This is a genomic window from Haemophilus sp. SZY H53 (assembly GCF_054332375.1).
The window spans coordinates 80320-103186 of the sequence record NZ_JBTGNV010000005.1; the positions used below are offsets into that span (position 1 = coordinate 80320).

Annotated in this window: 21 protein-coding genes; 13 read left to right on the forward strand and 8 right to left on the reverse strand. The window is 40.5% G+C overall.

Annotation, left to right across the window (positions count from 1 at the left end; all coding sequences use genetic code 11):
- Window positions 1-31: 31 nt before the first annotated feature.
- Window positions 32-2041, reverse strand: coding sequence for an NAD-dependent DNA ligase LigA (gene ligA, locus ACXVWB_RS06145; RefSeq protein ID WP_289902122.1), 2010 nt, complete (start codon window positions 2039-2041; stop codon window positions 32-34).
- An 84-nt stretch (window positions 2042-2125) separates the two neighbouring features.
- Window positions 2126-3148, reverse strand: a complete 1023-nt coding sequence (gene zipA, locus ACXVWB_RS06150; protein WP_126470255.1) for a cell division protein ZipA — start codon at window positions 3146-3148, stop codon at window positions 2126-2128.
- Window positions 3149-3318: 170 nt separating this feature from the next.
- On the opposite strand from zipA, the gene cysZ reads away from it, so the two are divergent.
- From cysZ to ACXVWB_RS06175, 5 genes are all read left to right on the forward strand, one after another.
- Entirely contained in the window at window positions 3319-4164 is an 846-nt protein-coding gene (gene cysZ / locus ACXVWB_RS06155) for a sulfate transporter CysZ (RefSeq protein WP_289902167.1), read from the forward strand.
- A 100-nt stretch (window positions 4165-4264) separates the two neighbouring features.
- Window positions 4265-5215, forward strand: a complete 951-nt coding sequence (gene cysK, locus ACXVWB_RS06160) for a cysteine synthase A (RefSeq protein ID WP_075915763.1) — start codon at window positions 4265-4267, stop codon at window positions 5213-5215.
- A 48-nt stretch (window positions 5216-5263) separates the two neighbouring features.
- Complete coding sequence (locus tag ACXVWB_RS06165; protein WP_049357133.1) at window positions 5264-6037, forward strand: amino acid ABC transporter substrate-binding protein; 774 nt, start codon at window positions 5264-5266, stop codon at window positions 6035-6037.
- Window positions 6021-6737 carry an amino acid ABC transporter permease gene (locus ACXVWB_RS06170; RefSeq protein ID WP_289902123.1) on the forward strand — a complete coding sequence of 239 codons (717 nt, stop codon included), beginning with the start codon at window positions 6021-6023 and terminating at the stop codon, window positions 6735-6737. The genes ACXVWB_RS06165 and ACXVWB_RS06170 overlap by 17 nt, the downstream gene beginning before the upstream one ends.
- A 9-nt stretch (window positions 6738-6746) precedes the next feature.
- A complete protein-coding gene (locus ACXVWB_RS06175; protein ID WP_128786765.1) occupies window positions 6747-7517 on the forward strand; it encodes an amino acid ABC transporter ATP-binding protein in 771 nt (256 codons plus the stop codon).
- A gap of 69 nt (window positions 7518-7586) precedes the next feature.
- Here ACXVWB_RS06175 and ACXVWB_RS06180 read toward each other — a convergent pair whose 3' ends face one another.
- A complete protein-coding gene (locus ACXVWB_RS06180; RefSeq protein ID WP_065286246.1) occupies window positions 7587-8330 on the reverse strand; it encodes an MIP/aquaporin family protein in 744 nt (247 codons plus the stop codon).
- 372 nt (window positions 8331-8702) lie between these two features.
- Here ACXVWB_RS06180 and glpK point away from each other — a divergent pair, with 372 nt between their 5' ends.
- The gene (glpK, locus tag ACXVWB_RS06185; protein ID WP_128786764.1) at window positions 8703-10214 is read left to right on the forward strand and encodes a glycerol kinase GlpK; all 1512 of its coding nucleotides are present in this window, start codon (window positions 8703-8705) and stop codon (window positions 10212-10214) included.
- A 344-nt stretch (window positions 10215-10558) separates the two neighbouring features.
- Here the strand turns inward: glpK and asnA are convergent, their stop codons facing one another.
- Window positions 10559-11551, reverse strand: coding sequence for an aspartate--ammonia ligase (gene asnA, locus ACXVWB_RS06190; protein ID WP_049371941.1), 993 nt, complete (start codon window positions 11549-11551; stop codon window positions 10559-10561).
- Between the two features lie 157 nt (window positions 11552-11708).
- Here asnA and asnC point away from each other — a divergent pair, with 157 nt between their 5' ends.
- Complete coding sequence (gene asnC, locus ACXVWB_RS06195; protein ID WP_288669103.1) at window positions 11709-12161, forward strand: transcriptional regulator AsnC; 453 nt, start codon at window positions 11709-11711, stop codon at window positions 12159-12161.
- 51 nt (window positions 12162-12212) lie between these two features.
- On the opposite strand, the gene ACXVWB_RS06200 is transcribed toward asnC, so the two are convergent.
- Window positions 12213-13508 (reverse strand): NAD(P)/FAD-dependent oxidoreductase, encoded by a 1296-nt coding sequence (locus ACXVWB_RS06200; RefSeq protein ID WP_289902124.1) that lies wholly within the window; start codon window positions 13506-13508, stop codon window positions 12213-12215.
- Window positions 13509-13690: 182 nt separating this feature from the next.
- Between ACXVWB_RS06200 and ACXVWB_RS06205 the strand changes: the two genes are divergently transcribed.
- On the forward strand, window positions 13691-14722 hold the full coding sequence (locus ACXVWB_RS06205; RefSeq protein WP_458472990.1) for an extracellular solute-binding protein: 1032 nt from the start codon (window positions 13691-13693) through the stop codon (window positions 14720-14722).
- Between the two features lie 48 nt (window positions 14723-14770).
- Here the strand turns inward: ACXVWB_RS06205 and ACXVWB_RS06210 are convergent, their stop codons facing one another.
- Window positions 14771-15247: a redoxin family protein gene (locus tag ACXVWB_RS06210; protein ID WP_289902126.1), complete on the reverse strand. Its 477-nt coding sequence runs from the start codon at window positions 15245-15247 to the stop codon at window positions 14771-14773.
- Window positions 15248-15256: 9 nt separating this feature from the next.
- Window positions 15257-16318: a bifunctional peptide-methionine (S)-S-oxide reductase MsrA/peptide-methionine (R)-S-oxide reductase MsrB gene (gene msrAB, locus ACXVWB_RS06215; protein ID WP_289902127.1), complete on the reverse strand. Its 1062-nt coding sequence runs from the start codon at window positions 16316-16318 to the stop codon at window positions 15257-15259.
- A 112-nt stretch (window positions 16319-16430) separates the two neighbouring features.
- Between msrAB and ACXVWB_RS06220 the strand changes: the two genes are divergently transcribed.
- From ACXVWB_RS06220 to fecE, 5 genes are all read left to right on the forward strand, one after another.
- A complete protein-coding gene (locus tag ACXVWB_RS06220; RefSeq protein WP_289902128.1) occupies window positions 16431-17297 on the forward strand; it encodes a DMT family transporter in 867 nt (288 codons plus the stop codon).
- A gap of 91 nt (window positions 17298-17388) precedes the next feature.
- Window positions 17389-18279: a Fe(3+) dicitrate ABC transporter substrate-binding protein gene (locus tag ACXVWB_RS06225; RefSeq protein WP_289902129.1), complete on the forward strand. Its 891-nt coding sequence runs from the start codon at window positions 17389-17391 to the stop codon at window positions 18277-18279.
- Window positions 18279-19268 carry an iron-dicitrate ABC transporter permease FecC gene (fecC, locus tag ACXVWB_RS06230; protein ID WP_005695169.1) on the forward strand — a complete coding sequence of 330 codons (990 nt, stop codon included), beginning with the start codon at window positions 18279-18281 and terminating at the stop codon, window positions 19266-19268. Before ACXVWB_RS06225 ends, fecC begins: the two co-directional genes overlap by 1 nt.
- A complete protein-coding gene (gene fecD, locus ACXVWB_RS06235; RefSeq protein WP_075875608.1) occupies window positions 19268-20251 on the forward strand; it encodes a Fe(3+) dicitrate ABC transporter permease subunit FecD in 984 nt (327 codons plus the stop codon). The genes fecC and fecD overlap by 1 nt, the downstream gene beginning before the upstream one ends.
- On the forward strand, window positions 20251-21018 hold the full coding sequence (gene fecE / locus ACXVWB_RS06240) for a Fe(3+) dicitrate ABC transporter ATP-binding protein FecE (RefSeq protein WP_075916512.1): 768 nt from the start codon (window positions 20251-20253) through the stop codon (window positions 21016-21018). The genes fecD and fecE overlap by 1 nt, the downstream gene beginning before the upstream one ends.
- A gap of 180 nt (window positions 21019-21198) precedes the next feature.
- Here fecE and pckA read toward each other — a convergent pair whose 3' ends face one another.
- Window positions 21199-22815 (reverse strand): phosphoenolpyruvate carboxykinase (ATP), encoded by a 1617-nt coding sequence (gene pckA / locus ACXVWB_RS06245; protein WP_111315170.1) that lies wholly within the window; start codon window positions 22813-22815, stop codon window positions 21199-21201.
- Window positions 22816-22867 lie beyond the last annotated feature (52 nt).

Sequence of the window (22867 nt, forward strand, 5' to 3'; positions counted from 1 at the left end):
CTGCGCCCCATTTTGTTTTCTAACCGTTTAACTATGACTGAATTTCTGCAATGAACTCTTCTTCCGTTAGCACAGTAACACCTAATTCTTGTGCTTTTGTGAGCTTAGAACCCGCCGCATCACCGGCAATCACAAAATCCGTTTTTGCTGAAACCGAGCCGCTCACTTTCGCGCCCATGTCTTGTAATAACGCTTTCGCTTCATTACGGCCCATTTGGGTTAAGGCTCCGGTTAACACAACCGTTTTGCCTTTAAAACGATTTTCTGTTACTTCTTTAGTTTCCACTGTTTCCCAATGTACGCCTTGAGCGATCAAATCATTCACCACAGACACGTTATGTGGCTCGTGCCAAAACGCTAAAATACGATTTGCCACCACTTCTCCTACATCCGGTACTTGTTGTAAGGCTTCTAAATCTGCATTTTGTAACGCTTCTAGGGTTTTGAAATGATTTGCTAAATTCAATGCCGTTGCTTCACCCACTTCACGAATCCCTAGAGCAAAAATAAAACGTGCTAACGTCGTATTTTTTGCTTTTTCAAGGCTGGCTAAGGCATTTTCAGCAGATTTTACGCCCATTCTTTCCAAACGGGTTAGCGTGGTTAAATCTAACTTGAATAAATCGGCTGGCGTATGAATTAATTCACGATCCACTAACTGCTCGATCAATTTGCCCCCTACGCCATCAATATCCATGGCCTTGCGAGAAACGAAATGTTTAAGCGCTTCTTTACGCTGTGCTGCACAGAACAAACCGCCCGTACAACGCGCTACCGCTTCACCTTCAATACGAACAATGGCTGAATCACATACAGGACAAGTTTCTGGGAAAACAATTGGTCTTGCATCCGCTGGGCGACGATCGTGCAATACGCCGATAATTTGTGGGATCACATCCCCCGCACGGCGAATCACTACCGTATCACCAATCGCAATATCCAAACGTTCAATTTCATCACCATTATGCAATGTGGCATTACTTACCGTTACCCCTGCCACAAATACCGGCTCTAATTTTGCTACTGGGGTAATTGCACCCGTTCTGCCTACTTGGAATTCCACGTCATTTAAGCGAGTTAATTCTTCTTGCGCAGGGAATTTATAAGCAATCGCCCAACGTGGCGCCTTGGAGATAAAACCTAATTTCTCTTGTAACGCAATATCATTAATTTTCAGCACGGTACCATCAATATCATAGCCAAGGGAACTGCGTTTATTTTGAATATCACGATAAAAATCCAACACTTCATCTGTGCCGTTACATAAACGGATTTCTGGGTTTACCGGAATCCCAATAGACTTCAACCATTGCAAACGATCATAATGCGTATTTGGTAAATCCACCCCTTCTGCAATACCAATACCATAAGCATTCAATACCAATGGACGCTTACTCGTAATTTTTGGATCGAGCTGTCGCAACGAACCTGCTGCTGCATTACGTGGATTAGTAAAGGTTTTCTCGCCTTTCTCTAAAGCCTGTTGATTTAAACGCTCAAAGCCTTCATGTGGCATAAACACTTCACCACGCACTTCTAAACGTGCAGGTGGATTGTCCATTAAAAGTTGCAAGGGAATATTTCGAATTGTACGGATATTCGCGGTAATATCCTCCCCTGTTGCCCCATCACCACGGGTTGCGGCTTGAGTCAGTACGCCATTCACATACAAAATACTCACCGCTAAACCATCTAATTTCGGCTCACAGCAGAAAGTAAGAGGTTCAGGCAAACGAATAAGACGATCTTCAATACGTTTTACGAATGCATAGAATTCCTCGTTTGAAAAGGCATTATCCAAAGACAGCATTGGAATTTCATGACGAATTTGAGCAAAACCAGAAAGCGGTTTGGCGCCTACACGTTGAGTAGGTGAATCTGCCGTAATGCGTTCCGGATGGGCGGCTTCTAAGGCTTTAAGTTGATGAAATAAACGGTCATATTCTGCATCAGGAATCGTTGGGTTATCCAATACATGATATTCATATTCATAACGACGAAGATCCTGACGTAATTTATCAATTTGTTGCTGAAGGCTCATAATGTTCTCTAACAGTTTGTTCATTGAATTAAAATGGGCGAACCATCGCGGCTCGCCCAAAGTGCGGTTATTTTTCGTGCGTTTTTATGCGATACGAGATAAATAATCCTGCTCTGCTACATCATCAAAAATTTCTTGTTGTTCAGTCAGCACTACACCACCTAAATCTTCTGCAATAGTTTTCGCTGCGCGAATCATGGTACGTAAGTTGGCCAAATTATTACCTGGCGATGGCAATTGCATAAAGAACACAATCCCAATGGTTGAAAACTCAGCCATATTGTAATAATCAAACGTACCTGGCTGTTCAATATTCGCTACGCTAAATAATACAGGACTCGCTACACTCAAATCTAAATGGCGATGATACATTTGATGTTCACCAAAAATAAAACCAAGATTTTCCAAAGATTGTGATAATTGCGGTCCATAAAAGTCACGATTTTGATTCGAAATCACATAAAGTTGAACAAAACCAGAGGTTTGTTTTGGTTTCTCTACTTCGACAGGTTCATGATAATTAAAATGCACATTGTCATGTGTAGCATTCTGTGAACTTAATGACATTTCCGCTAACTGCTCACGCAATTCAGGCGAAGAAGAATTCACACCATCAAAATCATTGCTTTGCGCTTCTAATTCTTCGATTGTCATTTCTACTACACGACGCTTCGACTGCTCATTAGCGTCAAGATAAGCTGCAGACTCGGATTGCGATGCTGAAGGTGATTGAACAGACTCGATTTCATAAACAGACTGATTTGGTAAGGAGATTTTTATATCATCGACACTTTTTTCTGTTTGACGAGCATCCTCTTGAGTTCGTTGCTCTTCAACCTGGCTCACCACCTGTGGCATAACATTGAATCGATCAGTAGTTTGCTGTACTGTTTGTACGCTCTCTGCACTATGCGTTAAAGAGATATCCGCATTGACATCGGCCGCTTGCGAAAAAGGATTGACCTCCTCACTTTTAAAAGTGCGATTAAATGCATTCGCATTTTTAAAATACTTTGATTTCTCTCGACGATTTGACCATAATCCGTGTACCACTAGGGCAATTAAAGCGATCACTCCTAAAATGATCAAAATGGTATTCAAATCCATTCTTGTTGCTCCTTGACGCAATAATTTTTGCTAATCCTATCACATTTCACCAAGTGAAAAAATAGGGATACAAACAAGATATTAAAAGGAACAAAATGGAATTTTTCTCAAAAAACATTGTCTTTCTGTGAGATTTTGTGCTTTTTACTTTTCAATTCAAAGGAACAATGATGATCGATCAAAATGAAATAAAATCTGCTTTCAATCATTTCGTAATGGGTTGGCATTTTATTACGCAAAAAGGTCTCCGCCGTTTTGTGATTATGCCAATTTTACTTAACGTCGTTCTACTTACAGGCTTATTTTGGCTATTCGTTTCACAAATCTCCACGATGATTGACTGGGTGATGAGCTTTATTCCAGATTGGCTAAGCTTTTTAAGCGTGATTTTGCTTGTGTTGTCTATTGGCTCAATTCTCTTATTTTTCTATTTTGCCTTTACAACGCTTTCAGGCTTTATTGCCGCACCGTTTAATGGATTATTAGCAGAAAAAGTCGAAAAAATGCTAACTGGTGAAGCCGTTAATGATGATGGTTTTGCCGAAATTATGAAAGATGTGCCACGTATGCTAAATCGTGAATGGCAAAAACTGTGGTACAGCTTACCGAAATTCGTAGGCTTATTCCTATTGAGTTTTATCCCTGTTATCGGACAAACCATTATTCCGGTACTGACCTTCTTATTTACTTTCTGGATGATGGCAATTCAATATTGTGATTACCCATTTGATAATCATAAAATTTCTTTTGGCATTATGAAAAACGCATTAGGCGAAAGACGCATACAAAGCCTGACATTCGGAGCATTAATCACCCTTTGTACCGCATTACCGATTGTGAATTTAGTCGTTATTCCCGTTGCAGTCTGTGGTGCGACCATAATGTGGGTCGAAAATTATCGCTCACAATTAAAATTTGATATGAATTTTGACCGCACTTCAGGTTCAACACAAATTGTGACACGTTCTACAAGTACGGAAATTAAGCCTTCGGGAAACAGCATCGTGAATAAATAGCATTTAGTTATAAAATATAGCGATTAACTATTTTTTGAATTTAAAAGCTGGTGTTATAACTATTGCATCAAATTATTCCAAAATATAAAAGGACAGTAAAATGACAATTTATGCAGATAACTCATACTCAATCGGTAATACGCCATTAGTTCGTTTAAAACATTTCGGACACAATGGTAACGTTGTCGTAAAAATTGAAGGTCGTAACCCTAGCTTTAGCGTGAAATGCCGTATTGGTGCCAACATGATCTGGCAAGCGGAAAAAGATGGCATTTTAACGGCTGGTAAAGAAATAGTAGATGCGACTAGTGGTAACACCGGTATCGCTTTAGCCTATGTGGCTGCCGCACGCGGTTATAAAATCACCTTAACCATGCCTGAAACCATGAGTCTTGAACGTAAACGTTTATTACGTGGTTTAGGCGTCAATCTTGTGCTCACTGAAGGCTCAAAAGGGATGAAAGGTGCAATCGCTAAAGCAGAAGAAATTGTGGCGTCTAATCCAAATCATTATGTGATGCTAAAACAATTTGAAAACCCGGCTAACCCTGACATTCACCGTCAAACTACTGGTGAAGAAATTTGGAAAGATACGGAAGGTAAAGTCGATGTTGTGGTTGCTGGTGTGGGTACCGGTGGTACAATTACCGGTATTTCTCGTGCGATCAAACTCGATCACGGTAAAAAAATTACCTCTGTGGCGGTTGAACCAACAGAATCACCTGTTATTAGCCAAACCCTTGCAGGCCAAGAAGTAAAACCAGGTCCACACAAAATTCAAGGTATCGGTGCGGGCTTCATTCCGAAAAACTTAGATTTATCATTAATTGATCGCGTGGAAACTGTAGATAGCGATACTGCGATTGCTACCGCTCGCCGTTTAATGGCTGAAGAAGGGATTCTTGCGGGTATTTCCTCTGGAGCCGCTGTGGCAGTAGCTGACCGCTTAGCAAAACTACCAGAATTCCAAGATAAATTAATCGTCGCGATCTTACCTTCTGCATCAGAACGTTATTTAAGTACGGCGTTATTTGAAGGAATTGAGGCTTAGTGATTAAGCCTCACTATTTCACTTTTAGATGTAAATAAAGGAACACTTATGAAAAAATCATTTTTTAGCACCGCACTTTTAGCGGCTGGATTAGCTCTTTCTACTTTTGCTAACGCAGGTGAAATTGCTGATCGCGTTGAACAAACTAAAACCTTATTAGTCGGTACTGAGGGAACTTACGCACCATTCACTTTCCACGACAAAGATGGCAAGTTAACGGGTTTTGATGTGGAAATTATCGAAAATGTCGCACAAAAATTAGGTTGGAAAGTCGAATTCAAAGAAACCGCTTGGGACGGTATGTATGCAGGTTTAAACGCAAAACGCTTTGATGTTATTGCAAACCAAACCAATCCAAGCCCAGAACGTTTAAAAAAATATGATTACAGTGCACCTTATAACTACTCTGCTGGCGTAATCGTGACGAAAGCTGATAACGATAGCATTAAATCATTCCCTGATTTAAAAGGTAAAAAATCTGCACAATCTGCAACTAGTAACTGGAGCAAAGATGCTCGTGCTAATGGTGCAATTATTGTAACCGTTGATAGCTTGGCGCAAAACCTTGAAGCAGTAAAACAAGGTCGTGTTGACGCAACTGTAAATGATAAACTCGCGGTGTTAGATTACTTCAAAAAACAACCTAATGCAGGCTTAAAAATTGCTGTAGAAAGTGATAAAAAAATCCCGACCGGTTTTGCTTTCTTGAAAGGTGAAGAACCGCTTATTGCGAAAGTAAACCAAGCACTTGAAGAACTACGCAAAGACGGAACGTTAAAACAAATTTCAATCAAATGGTTTGGCGATGACATTACTCAATAATTGGTTAGCAAGCCTTCCATTTATGACCGCAGAACGAGCTGATTATGTAATCAGCTCGTTTTGGCCTATGATGGAAGGGGCAATTTTATATACGATTCCCCTAGCGGTAATTTCCTTCTTTTGCGGTTTATTCATTGCTGTTATTGTGGCTGTGATTTGCACATTACCGCATCCCAATTTAATGACCAAAATTCTGCAGGGCATTTGCCGCACTTATATTTCAATTATTCGTGGCACGCCAATGTTGGTGCAGATCTTCATTATCTTCTACGGTTTACCTGAAATTGGTATCAAGCTAGAACCTTTTCCAACCGCAATTATTGCGTTCTCCATTAACATTGGTGCTTATGCGGCAGAAACGGTAAGGGCCTCCATTCTTGCGATTCCTAAAGGTCAATGGGAAGCCTCTTATGCGATAGGCATGAATTACACACAAGCTTTCGTGCGTACCATTATGCCGCAAGCTTTACGTATTTCCGTCCCTTCGCTATCAAACACTTTCATTAGCACGGTGAAAGATACTTCTCTTGCTTCACTCGTTTGGATCGCTGAATTATTCCGTGTAGCGCAAAACATCACGGCTGAAAACTATGAGTTTATTTTAATTTATAGTGAAGCAGCCCTTATTTATTGGGTATTCTGTTTTGTGCTGTCGATAGGGCAAACCCGCTTAGAAAAACGCCTTTCTCGCCATTTATAAGGACTGGTTATGTTAAAAGTCACGAATATTCAGAAAAGTTTTAATGGCCACCATGTATTAAAAAGCATTGATTTTGAAATTAATAAAGGTGAAGTGGTTGCCATTCTGGGCCCATCAGGTTCAGGCAAAACGACCTTTTTACGCTGTTTAAATTTGCTCGAACGCCCAGAAAAAGGGGTATTAGCATTTACCGATGGAAGCTTAACTATTGATTTCAGCAAGAAGATCAGCAAATCCGATGAACTAAAATTGCGTCGTCGTTCCTCAATGGTGTTCCAACAATACAACCTATTTCCTCACCGCACGGCTCTTGAGAATGTGATGGAAGGGATGGTGGTTGTGCAAAAACAACCAAAAGAGACTGCTCGTGAAAAAGCCTTGGCATTATTGGAAAAAGTCGGTTTAAAAGCAAAAGCGGATTTATATCCCTCTCAACTTTCTGGTGGTCAACAGCAACGTGTCGGGATCGCCCGAGCTTTAGCGGTTAAACCCGATATTATCTTGTTAGATGAGCCCACTTCCGCTCTTGACCCGGAACTCGTTGGTGAAGTGTTACAGGCACTCAAAATGCTCGCACAAGAAGGCTGGACAATGATTATCGTCACCCATGAGTTGAATTTTGCCAAAGATGTGGCAGATCGTGTGATTCTTATGGAAAATGGTCATATTGTTGAACAAAATACCGCAGCTGAATTCTTCAGTCATCCACAGCAAGAGCGCACCAAACAATTCTTATTGCAAGCTAAAATGCCGATGGAATTCGAAGATTATTGTATTTAATCCCCCTAAATACAAAAAGAGCGGTCAAAAAACATCATGAATTTTGACCGCTCTTTCTATTAGAATAAATTACATAATGGCGTTATAGAATACCGCTGCTAAAGCCGCCCCGATAAATGGACCTACAACCGGAACCCAACTGTATCCCCAGTCAGCTTTAGTTTTTAATGTACCACCAAGTAAAAGACCTAAAGTTAAGCGCGGACCAAGATCTCGAGCTGGGTTGATCGCATAACCGGTTGTTCCACCTAAACTTAAACCAATTGCCCAAACTAAAATCGCGACTGGTAATGCCCCGATAGAACCTAAACCAATTGGCGTGCTTTCTGCTGTGCCAGGTAAAGTGATGTTTGCACCTGCAAGATAGAAAATCACGAAGACGAGTACGAAGGTACCAACGATTTCGTTCACTAAGTTGATTGGATAGTTACGAATTGCTGGTTCAGTACAGAAACAAGCGCGTTTTAAGCCCTCTTCTTCAGTCGCTGCAAAGTGATCTTTATACATAATGTAAACCAACAACGCACCAACCATGCCACCCACCACTTGTGCCGCGATGTAGCCCGGCACCAATTCCCAAGCAAATGCACCTTTCATTGCTACACCAAGTGTTACCGCAGGATTTAAGTGTGCCCCACTGTAAGGTCCCGTTACAACAACCGCCACATACACCGCAAATGCCCATGCGGTAGTGATCACAATCCAACCAGAACTTTGCCCTTTCGTTTTATTTAAGCATACGTTGGCCACTACACCGTTACCTAACAGGATGAGAAGTGCTGTGCCAAAAAATTCTGCAAAATAGGCATTCATAAGAAAATCTCCAAATAATGATTAACTTAATGATTTCATTAAAGAAATCTTGCTTTGCAATTCGTTTCGTTGTTTGATCAAATATTGAGATACTCAAAGTGAGTGGCTTCATTATCTAGTTTTAACCAATTAATTCAATAGATGAAACCGATCTATTTTCTAAAAATGAGAGAGCGATCACATTATTTTGTGCGTTAACGCAATCGTTTACATATTTTCAGGAAAAAATTTGTGATCACAGTCACAAAATCAAATATTGCTTATTCCAATTAAGTTCGAATTCAATTAAGTTAGGTTCGCAATTTGTTCGTTTAAGCTCAAAATTTCTTCATTCATTTAATGAGAGTGCCAAACACTCTAAGGAATAGAACCATGACAGACAAGAAATACATCATTGCGTTGGACCAAGGTACCACAAGCTCTCGTGCAGTATTATTAGATCACAATGCGAATGTTGTCGAAATCGCTCAACGTGAATTTACACAAATTTATCCACGTGCAGGCTGGGTGGAACATAATCCAATGGAAATTTGGGCAACACAAAGTTCAACATTAAACGAAGTGGTTGCAAAAGCAGGCATTACCTCTGATGAAGTTGCGGCAATTGGTATTACTAACCAACGTGAAACCACCATCGTATGGGAAAAAGCAACCGGTACACCGGTTTATAACGCGATTGTGTGGCAATGTCGTCGTACTGCAGATATTACAGACAAACTTAAAGCGGATGGTCATGAGGAATATATCCGCAACACCACGGGTTTAGTGGTGGACCCCTATTTCTCTGGTACAAAAGTGAAATGGATTTTAGACAATGTAGAAGGCGCTCGCGAAAAAGCGGAACGTGGCGAGCTTTTATTCGGTACTGTAGATACCTGGCTTGTGTGGAAATTAACCCAAGGTCGTGTTCACGTAACGGATTACACCAACGCATCCCGTACCATGTTATTTAACATCCATACGAAAAAATGGGATGACAAAATGTTGGAATTATTAAATATTCCACGCTCTATGTTACCTGAAGTGCGTAATTCTTCTGAAGTGTATGGCCAAACCAACATCGGGGGTAAAGGCGGCGTACGTATTCCAGTTGCAGGTATCGCGGGCGACCAACAAGCGGCACTTTACGGCCATCTATGCACACGCGCAGGCCAAGCGAAAAATACCTATGGTACAGGCTGCTTTATGTTGCTCCACACCGGTGATAAAGCTATTACCTCTAAAAATGGCCTATTAACCACCATCGCTTGTAACGCCAAAGGTGAACCTGAATACGCACTTGAAGGTTCTGTATTTATTGCAGGCGCTTCAATCCAATGGTTACGTGATGAACTCAAAATCGTTCATGACAGCCACGACTCCGAATACTTCGCACAGAAAGTCCCTGATAGCAACGGGGTATATGTTGTTCCAGCCTTCACCGGTTTAGGTGCACCATATTGGGATCCGTATGCACGCGGTGCAATTTTTGGTCTTTCTCGAGGTTCTAACCGTAACCATATTGTACGCGCAACCCTTGAATCTATCGCTTACCAAACTCGTGACGTATTAGAAGCAATGCAATCTGACTCTGGTCAACGCTTACAATATTTACGTGTTGATGGCGGCGCAACCAACAATAGCTTCTTAATGCAATTCCAAGCGGATATTTTAGATGTGAATGTTGAACGACCTGTCGTAAAAGAAGTGACCGCACTTGGTGCAGCTTACCTTGCCGGTCTTGCAGTTGGTTTCTGGAAAGACCTCGATGAACTTCACGACAAAGCACGTGTAGAACGAACTTTTACGCCTGATAACGATGATGAAAAACGTCAACGTCGGTATAAAGGTTGGAAAAAAGCCGTTAAACGCTCATTAGAATGGGCAAAAGAAGATGCGGAATAATCTTTTCTGACTGATAATAAAATGAGATCAAAATTTCTATTTTGATCTCACCTAAAAGCTACACCATTCACTTAAGGACTGACGTCGATATATTAGACGACGTCCTTTTCTTTTGATTTTAATTAAATTGATCGGCCATCATCGCAATTTAGATCACCATTGATTATCGAAACCATTTACTTCTCTATATGCCACAAATGATTCTTTATTCAGTCTCAATTCGATGATAGACGGCTAAATGACCAGCCAAATTTTCAATAAAAGAAACTACTCGCTTAGTTAGCCATTCAGAGATTACTTTACCATCTCTAAATGGCTGCTAGTAGGCTTATATTCGATATTAACTAAAGAATATGTTGGTATTGTTCTAACATCTCTTTTGGCCATACGCTTGATTGCACTTCACCAATGTGTTTTTTGTGAAGCAACAACATTGCCAAGCGAGATTGACCGATACCACCACCGATGGTGAGAGGTAATTTGCCGTTTAATAAATCTTGGTGCCAATCCATTTTTAAGCGATCTTCATCACCGGTTAAGCCAACTTGTAAACGTAATGCGGATTCATCCACACGAATACCCATTGAAGAAAGCTCAAACGCTTTACCTAACTCAGCGTTCCACACCAAAATATCACCGTTTAAGCCTTTGTAGCCGTTTTCAGATTCAGTTGTCCAGTCATCATAGTCTGGTGCACGACCATCATGTGGTTTACCGTCTGATAATTTGCCACCAATACCAATTAAGAACACGGCGCCATATTCTTTACAAATCGCATTTTCACGCTCTTTGCTTGAAAGATCTGGGTAGCGTTTCACTAAATCTTCACTGTGAACGAAGGTGATTTCTTTTGGCAAACTTGATGGGATATCAAAACGCGCTTCTACTGCTAATTCAGTTAAACGGATTGCACGATAGATAGAACGTACCGTTTCTTTTAAATAAGCAAAGTTACGACGACCTTCAGGAATCACTTTTTCCCAGTCCCATTGATCCACATAAACAGAGTGAGTTTGATCCAATGAATCTTCATCTGGACGTAATGCTTTCATGTGCACAAATAAGCCTTCGCCTTCTTTAAAGTGGAAACGTGCTAAAGTGTGACGTTTCCATTTTGCTAATGAGTGAACCACTTCATAAACCGCATTTGGGATGCATTTCACGTTTACTTGAACCGCTTTCTCAATGCCTGATAAGTTATCTTGCATACCATTGCCAACTTCACTCAGGATTGGACCTTGCACTTCAATGATGCCAAGTTGTTCAATTAAATTTTGAGTAAAGGTGTTCTTCACAAAGCTAATTTCTTGTTGTTGTAAAATAAACGTCTTTTTCATATTTATCCTTCTTTTTTATAATAACTGGTAAGATTTGTTGTGTATTATTTAATAAAATTGCAATTTGTTTCAAGTAATTTCTTTACATTGTTTTAAATGTTGAATATTATCAAAAATAAAGAAGATATTTTAAAAAAGATCTAACTGGGGGTGTTTTATGCACAATATCGATACGCTTGATCGACAAATTCTCCGAGTACTGACAAAAGATGCTCGTACACCCTATGCAGAAATGGCCAAAAACTTTGGTGTAAGCCCGGGTACAATTCATGTTCGTGTAGAGAAAATGCGTCAGTCTGGCCTGATTGAAGGGACAAAAGCGATTATTGATGAGCGTAAGTTGGGTTACGATGTGTGTTGCTTTATTGGCATTATTTTGAAAAGTGCAAAAGATTATGAAAAAGTGATTAAAAAGCTAGACACTTTTGATGAAGTGGTGGAAGCCTATTATACCACGGGTAACTATTCGATTTTTATTAAAGTGATGACACATACGATTGCTGAATTACATTCCGTGCTGGCAACTAAAATTCAGCTAATTGATGAAATTCAATCGACGGAAACCTTGATTTCCATGCAAAATCCTATTTTACGAGACATTAAACCTTAAATGTCATCGAAACAATAAAGGCGTGTATTTAACACGCCTTTTGTTTTTTAATTAACGATAACGATCGAGGAATTTGTAATAGAGTACGCCGATCTTGGTGGCTAAGTTTTTAAGATATTTTCCACCATAAAACGAAGGGACTTTCAACCCTTCAAAAATTCTCAAACGTTCGTCATTACCTAAAATTGCTTCTGCAATAATGCGTCCTGCAAGTCCAGTGAGAGCGACACCGTGTCCAGAATAACCTTGTGCAAAGTAAATATGCGGTGAAATACGACCAAAATGCGGGCTTGCGTTCATTGTCATATCAATTGGCCCTGCCCAGCCATAGTCAATTTTGACATTTTCTAACTGTGGGAAAACATGCAACATATTGCCACGCATAATTTGCACCATATCTTTTTCTGAGCTTGAGTCACTACCAAATAACAAACGGTTATCCGCACTCAAGCGATAGTAATCGAGCAAGATATTGTTATCGCAAACAGACATGCCATTGTTGATCACTGAGTCAGCCGTGGCTTGATCTAAAGGTTCGGTCGCAATAATAAAGCTCTCGACCGGTAAAATTTTGCGATTAATACCGTGATGAATGGACTTCGGTAGTGCATCAATATAAGCGTTGGTGGCTAAAATAACGTCTTGAGAAATAACCGCACTTTTATCGGTTTTGACTTCAATGCAGCCTGATTTTTCCACTAAATCCACAACAGGCGATTGTTCATAAATCTGCACGCCTAAATCCAAGCAAGCTTTTGCTAAGCCTAAGCAATAGTTTAATGGGTGTAAGTGGCCTGAGTTGCTATCGTATAAGCCGCCTACATAAATATCGCTGCCTAGATGTTGTTTAAGTTTGGCTTTATCCCAAAGTTGCATTTTGTCATAGCCAAAAGTGGCATGGCTGGCTTTTTCCATTTCAATGAGATCGTCCATACGACGTTCATTTAACGCCAATGTGGCATAACCTTTTTTCCAATCACATTGAATGCCATATTTCGCAATGCGTTCGTCAATAATATCAATGGCTTCTAGCGACATATCCCAAAGTTTTTTCGCTTTATCAAAGCCCACTTGAGCAATATATTCATCAATGCCTTCTTCAAAACCATTGATAGCTTGACCGCCACTTCTGCCGGATGCGCCAAATCCGACTCTCGCACCTTCTAGGACAACCACTTTTTTACCTTTTTCCGCCAATTCAAGCGCTGCAGATAAACCAAAAAACCCCGCACCGATGACACAAACATCCGCCTCTTCTTGTTGAGTGAGAGGCATCAGTTCAAAAGTTTGATTCCGACTGTCAAGATAATAAGATTTGATGTGTTCTTGATGTGCAAATTCGAGCATAATTGATGATTAATTAACATAAAATTGAGATAAAGGAAATCTTACCCTGATAGAAAAATATGTCAAACCTTTTGCAAAAAAGGTGCTATACTCAGAAAGTTTATATAAGTAAACAATTACTTAGGGTTTATTTTGATTGTCCTGAGGAGGTCAATAAATTGAAAAAAAATGCTGTTCAATACATCAAATCACTTTGCCTTTCAGCAGTTGCATTCGCTGCAACCTCTGCAGCACTTGCTGCTGAAAAATTGTATGTTTACAACTGGACTGACTATGTCCCATCCAATTTGGTTGCAGAATTTACCAAAGAAACGGGCATCGAAGTGATTTATTCTACGTTTGAAAGTAATGAAGAAATGTATGCTAAATTGAAGCTGACCTCTAGTACAGGCAGCGGTTATGATTTAGTTTTCCCATCAAGCTATTACGTCAATAAAATGGCGAAAGAAAATATGTTACAAGAGCTTGATCACAGCAAATTAAGTAATTTTAAACAAATTCCGGCAAACTTATTAAATAAGGAATTTGACCCAAATAACAAATATTCTCTGCCTTATGTTTATGGCTTAACCGGTATCGGCGTGAATGCAGATGATATTGATCCAAGCAAAATCACAAGCTGGGCGGATTTATGGAACCCAGAATATAAAGGCAAAGTATTATTAACCAGTGATGCACGTGAAGTGTTCCATATCGCATTAGTCTTAGACGGAAAATCACCAAATACTACAAATGAAGAAGAGATCAAAGCGGCTTATGAGCGCTTAGTGAAATTATTACCAAATGTGGTGACCTTTAACTCTGATTCGCCAGAAGTGCCGTATGTACAAGGTGAAGCGTCTATCGGGATGTTATGGAACGGTTCAGCTTATTTAGCACACAAAGAAAACCCAAGCCTCCAATTTGTGTATCCAAAAGAAGGTGCCGTTTTCTGGATGGATAACTATGCGATTCCAAAGGGTGCGAACAATGTTGAAGGCGCGTATAAATTTATCGACTTCTTACTTCGTCCTGAAAATGCGAAATTAGTAGTGGAGAAAATGGGCTTCTCTATGCCAAATGAAGGCGTAAAAGCATTGCTTTCACCTGAAATGGCCAATAACCCAACCTTATTCCCATCGGCTGAAAATGTTGAAAAAGGTATTATGCAAGGCGATGTGGGTGAGGCGGTTGATATTTATGAAAAATACTGGAATAAATTGAAAACCAATTGATAACGTCTCAATGAAAGTGCGGTCCAAAATGATCTGACCGCACTTTTTTTATTCCTTCACAAATTGTTTAATTTGATCTGAATTCAAATGACCTGGTTGTGCTTTAATAAGGTTTAAATCTTTATCCAATAGCAAATTAAACGGATAGCCTAATACATTAGCACGTTTAATAATTTCTCCATTTTCATCCAATAATACGGTAATATTTTTGTAATCCAGACCTTTATACCAATTGATAAATTTTGGGCTATTTTGTTCGTTCTTTTGTCCAGGTGAGGCAATCGTAATCACATTAAAATCAAGATTTTTTTCTGCACTAAGATCGTCAATTTCCGCTAAACCCGCCAAGCAAATTGGACACCAAGATGCCCACATTTTGATATAAAGCGGTTTGCCTTGATATTGTGATAAGGTGACGGTTTGGTTATCCAATGTCTTCAAGGAAATATCCGCCAAAGACACCTTCTCTTGCGCAAAGCTTAATGGACTCAAAAACAATAAAAGTACGATCAATATTTTTCTCATTTTACCCTCTTATTTCACAAAAGGAATCAAATCACCATAACCTTGTTTTTCCATTTCACCCAATGGAATAAACTTAATTGATGCGCTATTGATACAATAACGTAAGCCACCTTTATCACGCGGACCATCGTCAAACACATGACCTAAATGGGCATGACCACTACGACTTAACACCTCAATACGAGTCATATTAAAGCTATTGTCTCTTTGATACTCCGCCACTTCAGCGGCAATCGGTTTAGTAAAACTTGGCCAACCACAGCCCGATTCAAATTTATCTTTAGAAGAAAATAACGGCTCTCCCGTGGTAATATCCACATAAATACCCGGCGCGAAATTATCCCAATATTCGTTACTAAAAGAGCGTTCGGTATGTTTGCCTTGCGTCACATCATATTGAAGTGCGGTCAATTTTTGCTTTAATTCTGCATCACTTGGTTTTGGGTATTTTTTATCATCAATTAATGGCTCATCGGCTTTTTTGATGTCGATATGACAATAACCATTCGGATTCTTCTTGAGATAATCCTGATGATACTCTTCCGCCTCCACATAATTTTTCAGCGGTTCTACTTCAATTTGAATCGGCGCTTGATATTTACTTTGTAAGGTTTTCAATGCCTCTTCAATAACCGCTTTATCTTGCTCATTTTGATAATAAATGCCGGTGCGATATTGTCTGCCACGATCATTACCTTGTTTGTTAATACTGGTTGGATCGATCACGCGAAAATAATATTGCAGCAATTTATCTAGCGAAATTTTATTTGGATCGTAAGTGACTTTCACCGTTTCCGCATGATCTGTCGCATGCAATAATTGGTAGTTAGTGGTATCACCTTTTCCATTAGCATAGCCCGAAACAGCATCGGTCACGCCTTGAATGCGTTCCATATAAGCTTCTAATCCCCAAAAGCAGCCACCTGCAAGATAAATAATTTGTTGTTCTTGTTTACTTTCCATTGTCATTTTTTGCTCCTTTGATGATTCTGTGTGATCAGCATACGTTAAACTACTTTGCAAACCGCTAAAAAGTGCGGTCAATATGAGAAATGTTTTTGTATATTTCATTTTCTTTCCTTATTATAGAAAATATCTTAAGATTACATTTCATTAGACGAATACAAGCCCATTTTCTTACAAAATAAGGCAATTTTTACCGCACTTTGTGCAAGGAACCCTTATGCCAAACATACATCTCCGCAATAATTATCAAAAAGCTGTTGTTTGTATGGTATTAGCTTACATCAGCATTGCCTTAATGGGCGTATTTGTAAAATACGCCTCTGATGAATTACCGTCCAGTGAAATTTTATTTTCCCGCTTCTTTATTGGTTTTGTGTTTCTCTTACCCTTTTTAATTAAAGATGGAGATTTCAAAGTCGATATGTCCCAATGGAAGTTTCTCGTTTTGCGTAACCTCGCCGGCATAGCCAGTATGTTATTAACCTTCTACGCTATTAAATATTTACCGATTTCCATTGCGGTTTTATTGATGAATACGTCCACACTTTTTGTGCCTTTATTGCTGTTTTTCTTTAAAGTCAGAACACCATTAAAAGTATTAGCTTGCAGTTTTATGGGTTTTATTGGTGTATCTATCATTATGCTGACCAACGGCTCAATGAATATCAATCCTCTCCATGTAGGCTATGCTTTGGGTGCGGCAGTCTTGGCTGCGATGGCATTTATCAGCTTACAAGAGCTCAATAAACACAATTCGCCTAAAAATATCGTGTTTTACTTCCACTTATTAGGTTCTATTTTATTGCCACTCTTTTTTATCGCACAGTGGAAAATGCCAACATTACATGGATTTACATTACTGCTTTTGGTGGGCGGATTCGGGCTTATTTTCCAATTATTACTCACTCGTGCCTTTAAATACGCGCCAGCGAATGTCATTACGCCTTTTGCTTTTACCGGTGTCATTTTTTCCAGCATCTGTGACTGGTTCTTCTGGGATAACGTACCAAGCCTAAATTTCTGGATTGGTTCATTAGTCATTATTGTTGCCGTCAGTTTGCTTGCTAGAATGCGGGCGAAATAGAGAAATCCGACCAAATAGCTAAAATATAACTATTCTCAATAACATTGTTTGGATGTATAATCCAAACGCTTTTTATTATTGAGGACACAACATGAAAAAATTATTAAAAACCACTTTAGCTTCCGCATTATTGATGGCATCTGCATTTGCTAGTGCTGTGACGATTAAAGATGCAAAGGGCGAATTTACCCTTGATAAAACCCCAAGCCGTGTTGTGGCGTTGGAATATTCTTTTGTGGATGCGTTAGCCCAAGTGGGTGTAAGCCCAGTGGGTGTGGCCGACGATAACAAAGTCGATCGTATTCTGCCGCAAGTACGCGAAAAAATTGCTGCATGGCAATCCGTTGGCACGCGTTCTCAGCCAAGCCTTGAAGTGATTGCTTCTCTCAAACCCGATTTAATTATTGCCGATCCTTCCCGTCACACAGCGGTGTTTGAAGAATTGAAAAAAATTGCGCCAACGGTGATGTTCGATTCTCGTCATGAAAGCTATCAAGAAAACCTTGAAACAGCACAAAAAATTGGTGATTTAGTGGGTCAAAGCGCTGAAATGAAAGCGAAGATCAATGAACATAATGATTACATTGCCAACATTGCAAAAAATCTAGGTGTACAAGGCAAAAAAGCCTCATTTGGTACTTCCCGAGAAGATAAATTTAATATCCAAAATGACAATGGCTATGTGGGTAGTTTCTTAACGACATTAGGTTTTGCCCCAACCAAACTCAATAGCGATCAGGCTTTCGTGGAAATCAACCTTGAACAATTAGTAATGGAAAAACCGGAATACTTGTTCATCGCCCATTACCGTGATGAAAGTATTGCGCGCAAATGGGAAGCCGAGCCACTTTGGAAAGCCATTCCTGCCGTAAAAGCAAATCATGTTTACAGCGTTGACGCCGACATGTGGGCGCGTGGCCGCGGCTTAGAAGCGAGCAAAATTATGGCAAAACAAATTGAAGGTTTCGTGAAACAAAAATAATGATGAAGTCCACTTTCCGTTGGGGACTTCCCCTTATCATTCTGGCTTTCCTATTATGGGGAAGCCTGTTTTTGTATTATCCCATCGAAATTCGACCGCTTGCAGCGTTACAAGCGTTCCTCCCCGATGGCGATGAAATTGCCAAAATTACGGTAACCGATTTACGCCTACCTCGAGCATTAGTTGGCATGATTTTAGGTGCCAATCTTGCGGTGGCGGGGGCGTTGTTACAAACCATTACGCGCAACCCACTAGCCTCACCTACATTACTCAGCGTGAACTCGGGAGCCAGTCTTGCCATGGTGACCGCCAGTGCGTTTAGCCCCTTGATTCTTTCTGGTTATAGCATTGCCTTAGTTGCCAGTATCGGTGGTGGTCTGAGTTGGTTTGTAGTGATGCTGATCAGCAACGGATGGAAAGACAACAGTGGAGATCGTAGCCGAGTGATTTTAGCGGGGATTGCCGTATCACTACTGTGTGCAGCTCTGACGAAATTGGTGCTCATTATCGCAGAAGATCATGCCTTCGGTATTATGAGTTGGCTAGCTGGCGGCATTGCACATGCCCGTTGGAATGAATTATTGACGTTATTTCCGTTCTTTATTTTGACCGCACTTTTCTGCCTGTTTTTTGCCAGCCGTTTGAACTTACTCAATTTAAGCGATGAATCCGCTCGTTCACTAGGCATCAATCTCTTCCGTTTACGTTGGTACGCTAACATCATGGCGTTATTGATTGTGGGTTCTAGTGTGAGTGTTGCCGGCCCCGTAGCCTTTATTGGCTTACTCGTGCCCCATCTTGCCCGCTATTGGATTGGTTATGACTTGCGAAAATCGCTCCCCATGGCGATGTTACTCGGCGCAATTTTAATGCTGGCTGCAGATACCATTGCCCGCGCGGTCAACTTCCCTAGCGAAGTGCCTGCCGGTGCGGTGCTTGCCTTAATCGGTGCACCAGTCTTTGTATTATTTGCCAGAGGAAGACACTAATGCGAGCTTCTCATGTATCTTTTCGCGCTATCGGCTTTTATGTCGTCACGCTTAGTCTAATGGTACTACTCTTTGGGTTGAGTATTCGCCTTGGCACTTATACGCTTTCCTTTGAGGAAATTTGGGCGGCCTTTCAGCCTGATGATAAAAACTATTTTACCTTGATGGAATATCGCCTACCCCGTGCGGTATTAGCGATTTTATTAGGCGGCGCCTTAGCGATTTCTGGTGTGCTCGTACAAAGCGTGGTGCGTAATCCACTTGCCTCTCCCGATATTTTGGGGATTAACAATGCAGCGGGGTTAATTGCTGTTTCGGTATTGATGTTCTTGCCAAACTTAGCATTTTACTGGATGCCGATTTTTGCCTTTTTAGGTGGTGTGCTATCTTTTGTTATTTTATGGATCGTATGCGGCTTTAACTTCCGCCCTATCAAAATGGCAATCATTGGAGTTGCACTTTCCGCATTGTGGGCAGCCATTAGTCATTATTTGATGCTTACCAATCCGGTCGAGATCAACACGGCTATGTTATGGCTCACAGGAAGCCTGTGGGGGCGCAGCTGGTCTTATTTGAATGTGGTATTGCCATGGTTAGTAGTATTACTGCCCTTGCCATTTATTTTCTGTCACGATCTAGATACCCTTGGTTTAGGTGAAAACAAAGCCTCCACCTTGGGCGTAACCGTAAATAAAGTGCAAATTAGCGTTTTAGTGTTAGCGGTAGCCCTTTCCACTACAGCTGTGGCAATTTGTGGTCCAATTGCCTTTTTAGGATTAGTTGCTCCGCATCTTGCTCGTCGTTTAGTCGGTGGCAGACATCGCACCCTATTACCGGCGGCCTTGATTATTGGCGCCCTCTTATTACAACTTTCGGATATTTTGGCGCGGGTGATTGACCCACCAACTGAACTCCCCGCGGGCATTCTGACTGCAATTATCGGTGCGCCATATTTCTTCTACTTATTGATGAGAACTAAATAATGAGCATTGAAATCAATAATTTATCTTTAGGTTATCAAGATAAACTCGTGGTTAAAAATCTGTCGCTAAAATTCCCGAAAAATAAAGTGATTGCATTAATCGGCCCAAATGGTTGCTGTAAGTCCACCACATTAAAAGCGGTGGCTCGCTTGCTCAAACCGAAGCAAGGCTCAATCACTCATAAAGGTCAGGATATTTGGCAAAAAAGCCCTAAAGAATATGCCCAAGAATTGGCTTTTCTCCCGCAGCAACACTTGGTACCCGAAGGGATTAAAGTGCGGGAATTGATCGCCTACGGGCGTTCGCCTTACTTAAATCTCTGGGGCAAACTCAGCCAAAAAGATGAAGAATTGGTCACTTGGGCGATGGATCAAACACAAACTGCTGAACTTGCCGAACAGTTGGTTTCTGATTTATCTGGTGGTCAGCAACAACGCGTCTTCTTAGCCATGACTCTTGCGCAAGATGCTGAATTAGTGCTACTCGATGAGCCTACCACTTATCTGGATTTAAACCGCCAAGCTGAACTCATGGGCATGATGCGACAAATGCAACAAAACGGAAAAACCGTGATTACGGTGTTACATGACCTCAACCAAGCCTGCCGCTATTGCGATCACTTAATCGTCATGAAAAAAGGTGCAGTAATGGCACAAGGCACACCTGATGAAGTCATGACCGAAGAGTTGCTGAAGGATGTGTTTGATTTAGATGTCATTATTCATCGTGATCCTATCAGCAATACACCAATGTTTATTTTGAAATAACCTACTATCACTTCTCTAAATATAAAGCTTTATTGTAGGGTAGTAACAATATTGGTCTCTTCTCACCATATCAGAAAATATCATTCACATAAAAAATTAATATAAAAAACCGCGCTTTGATTTAAAAACCAAAGTGCGGTTATTTTTAGAAATGTTTAATTAGATAACTATATTCTCTAATTAAGCTTTTGGACCTGCTGCGATAAGCGCTTTACCTTCTGCGTTAGTCGCATATTTTTCGAAGTTTTTCACGAAACGACCTGCAAGATCTTCAGCTTTAGCTTGCCATTGAGCTTTATCCGCATAAGTATCACGTGGGTCTAAGATCGCTGGATCTACACCTGGTAATGCTTTTGGAATCGCTAAGTTAAAGATTGGTAACTCGCCCATTTCTGCTTTTTCGATAGAACCATCTAAGATGGCATCGATAATACCACGAGTATCTTTGATTGAGATACGTTTACCTGTACCGTTCCAACCGGTATTAACTAAGTAAGCTTCTGCACCAGCAGCTTGCATACGTTTCACTAACACTTGAGCATATTGTGTTGGGTGAAGAGTTAAGAACGCCGCACCGAAACATGCTGAGAAGGTTGGAGTTGGCTCAGTAATACCACGCTCTGTACCAGCTAATTTAGCGGTGAAACCAGATAAGAAGTAGTATTTAGTTTGCTCTGGTGTCAATTTAGACACAGGAGGTAATACACCGAATGCGTCCGCAGTTAAGAAAATTACTTTCGTTGCGTGACCAGCACGAGATACTGGTTTAACAATATTATCAATGTGATAAATTGGGTAAGACACTCGAGTATTTTCAGTTTTAGAACCATCATCGAAATCAACTGAACCATCAGCACGAACCACTACGTTTTCTAATAACGCATCGCGACGGATTGCACGATAAATATCCGGCTCATTTTCTTCTGAAAGATGGATAGTTTTCGCATAGCAACCACCTTCAAAGTTGAAGATACCTACATCATCCCAACCGTGCTCATCGTCACCGATTAATTCACGTTTTGGATCAGTGGAAAGGGTGGTTTTACCTGTACCTGATAAACCGAAGAACACTGCTACATCACCGTCTTTACCTACGTTAGCAGAACAGTGCATTGCACCTACACCTTTAAGTGGTAGGAAGTAGTTCATCATTGAGAACATACCTTTCTTCATTTCGCCGCCGTACCAAGTACCACCGATTAATTGGATACGCTCAGTTAAGTTGAATGCAACGAAGTTTTCAGAGTTCAAACCTTGTTCTTTCCAGTTCGGGTTGGTGCATTTAGAACCATTCATTACCACGAAATCAGGTTTAAAGGTTTTTAATTGTTCTTCTGTAGGACGAATGAACATATTTTTCACAAAGTGTGCTTGCCATGCTACTTCAGTCACAATACGTACTGCGATACGGTCTTGTTCACTTGCGCCACAGAAACCATCAACCACGAATAAACGTTTACCAGAAAGTTGTTTAGTCACAAGACCTTTCAAGCTTGACCAAGTTTCTTGAGTCATTGGTTTGTTATCGTTTTTCGCCACATCAGAAGTCCACCACACAGTATCTTTTGTGGTATCATCTAAAACGATGTATTTATCTTTCGGCGAACGACCGGTAAAGATCCCTGTATCAACAGCCACCGCTCCAGTTGTGGTAAGTGTACCTTTTTCAAAGCCTTCTAAGCCAGGTTTGGTTTCTTCTTCAAAAAGTTGTTCATAGCTTGGGTTATAAACCACTTCTTTTACATCATGAATACCAATGGCTTCAAGTTCTTTAATTACATTTTTAATGTCAGTCATAGTTCACCTCTTGATTAAAGTTTAAAAATTTTTCCTGTGGTTATTGTAGGGG

What these genes read in the sequence shown, in the direction of transcription:
- cysK (WP_075915763.1), top strand. Translation starts at nt 4,265, where the DNA reads ATGACAATTTATGCAGATAACTCATACTCAATCGGTAATACGCCATTA.
- ligA (WP_289902122.1), bottom strand. Translation starts at nt 2,041, where the DNA reads ATGAGCCTTCAGCAACAAATTGATAAATTACGTCAGGATCTTCGTCGT.
- ACXVWB_RS06165 (WP_049357133.1), top strand. Translation starts at nt 5,264, where the DNA reads ATGAAAAAATCATTTTTTAGCACCGCACTTTTAGCGGCTGGATTAGCT.
- ACXVWB_RS06210 (WP_289902126.1), bottom strand. Translation starts at nt 15,247, where the DNA reads ATGAGAAAAATATTGATCGTACTTTTATTGTTTTTGAGTCCATTAAGC.
- fecE (WP_075916512.1), top strand. Translation starts at nt 20,251, where the DNA reads ATGAGCATTGAAATCAATAATTTATCTTTAGGTTATCAAGATAAACTC.
- ACXVWB_RS06175 (WP_128786765.1), top strand. Translation starts at nt 6,747, where the DNA reads ATGTTAAAAGTCACGAATATTCAGAAAAGTTTTAATGGCCACCATGTA.
- ACXVWB_RS06200 (WP_289902124.1), bottom strand. Translation starts at nt 13,508, where the DNA reads ATGCTCGAATTTGCACATCAAGAACACATCAAATCTTATTATCTTGAC.
- fecC (WP_005695169.1), top strand. Translation starts at nt 18,279, where the DNA reads ATGATGAAGTCCACTTTCCGTTGGGGACTTCCCCTTATCATTCTGGCT.
- cysZ (WP_289902167.1), top strand. Translation starts at nt 3,319, where the DNA reads ATGATCGATCAAAATGAAATAAAATCTGCTTTCAATCATTTCGTAATG.
- fecD (WP_075875608.1), top strand. Translation starts at nt 19,268, where the DNA reads ATGCGAGCTTCTCATGTATCTTTTCGCGCTATCGGCTTTTATGTCGTC.
- asnC (WP_288669103.1), top strand. Translation starts at nt 11,709, where the DNA reads ATGCACAATATCGATACGCTTGATCGACAAATTCTCCGAGTACTGACA.
- glpK (WP_128786764.1), top strand. Translation starts at nt 8,703, where the DNA reads ATGACAGACAAGAAATACATCATTGCGTTGGACCAAGGTACCACAAGC.
- pckA (WP_111315170.1), bottom strand. Translation starts at nt 22,815, where the DNA reads ATGACTGACATTAAAAATGTAATTAAAGAACTTGAAGCCATTGGTATT.
- asnA (WP_049371941.1), bottom strand. Translation starts at nt 11,551, where the DNA reads ATGAAAAAGACGTTTATTTTACAACAACAAGAAATTAGCTTTGTGAAG.
- ACXVWB_RS06180 (WP_065286246.1), bottom strand. Translation starts at nt 8,330, where the DNA reads ATGAATGCCTATTTTGCAGAATTTTTTGGCACAGCACTTCTCATCCTG.
- ACXVWB_RS06225 (WP_289902129.1), top strand. Translation starts at nt 17,389, where the DNA reads ATGAAAAAATTATTAAAAACCACTTTAGCTTCCGCATTATTGATGGCA.
- zipA (WP_126470255.1), bottom strand. Translation starts at nt 3,148, where the DNA reads ATGGATTTGAATACCATTTTGATCATTTTAGGAGTGATCGCTTTAATT.
- msrAB (WP_289902127.1), bottom strand. Translation starts at nt 16,318, where the DNA reads ATGAAATATACAAAAACATTTCTCATATTGACCGCACTTTTTAGCGGT.
- ACXVWB_RS06220 (WP_289902128.1), top strand. Translation starts at nt 16,431, where the DNA reads ATGCCAAACATACATCTCCGCAATAATTATCAAAAAGCTGTTGTTTGT.
- ACXVWB_RS06170 (WP_289902123.1), top strand. Translation starts at nt 6,021, where the DNA reads ATGACATTACTCAATAATTGGTTAGCAAGCCTTCCATTTATGACCGCA.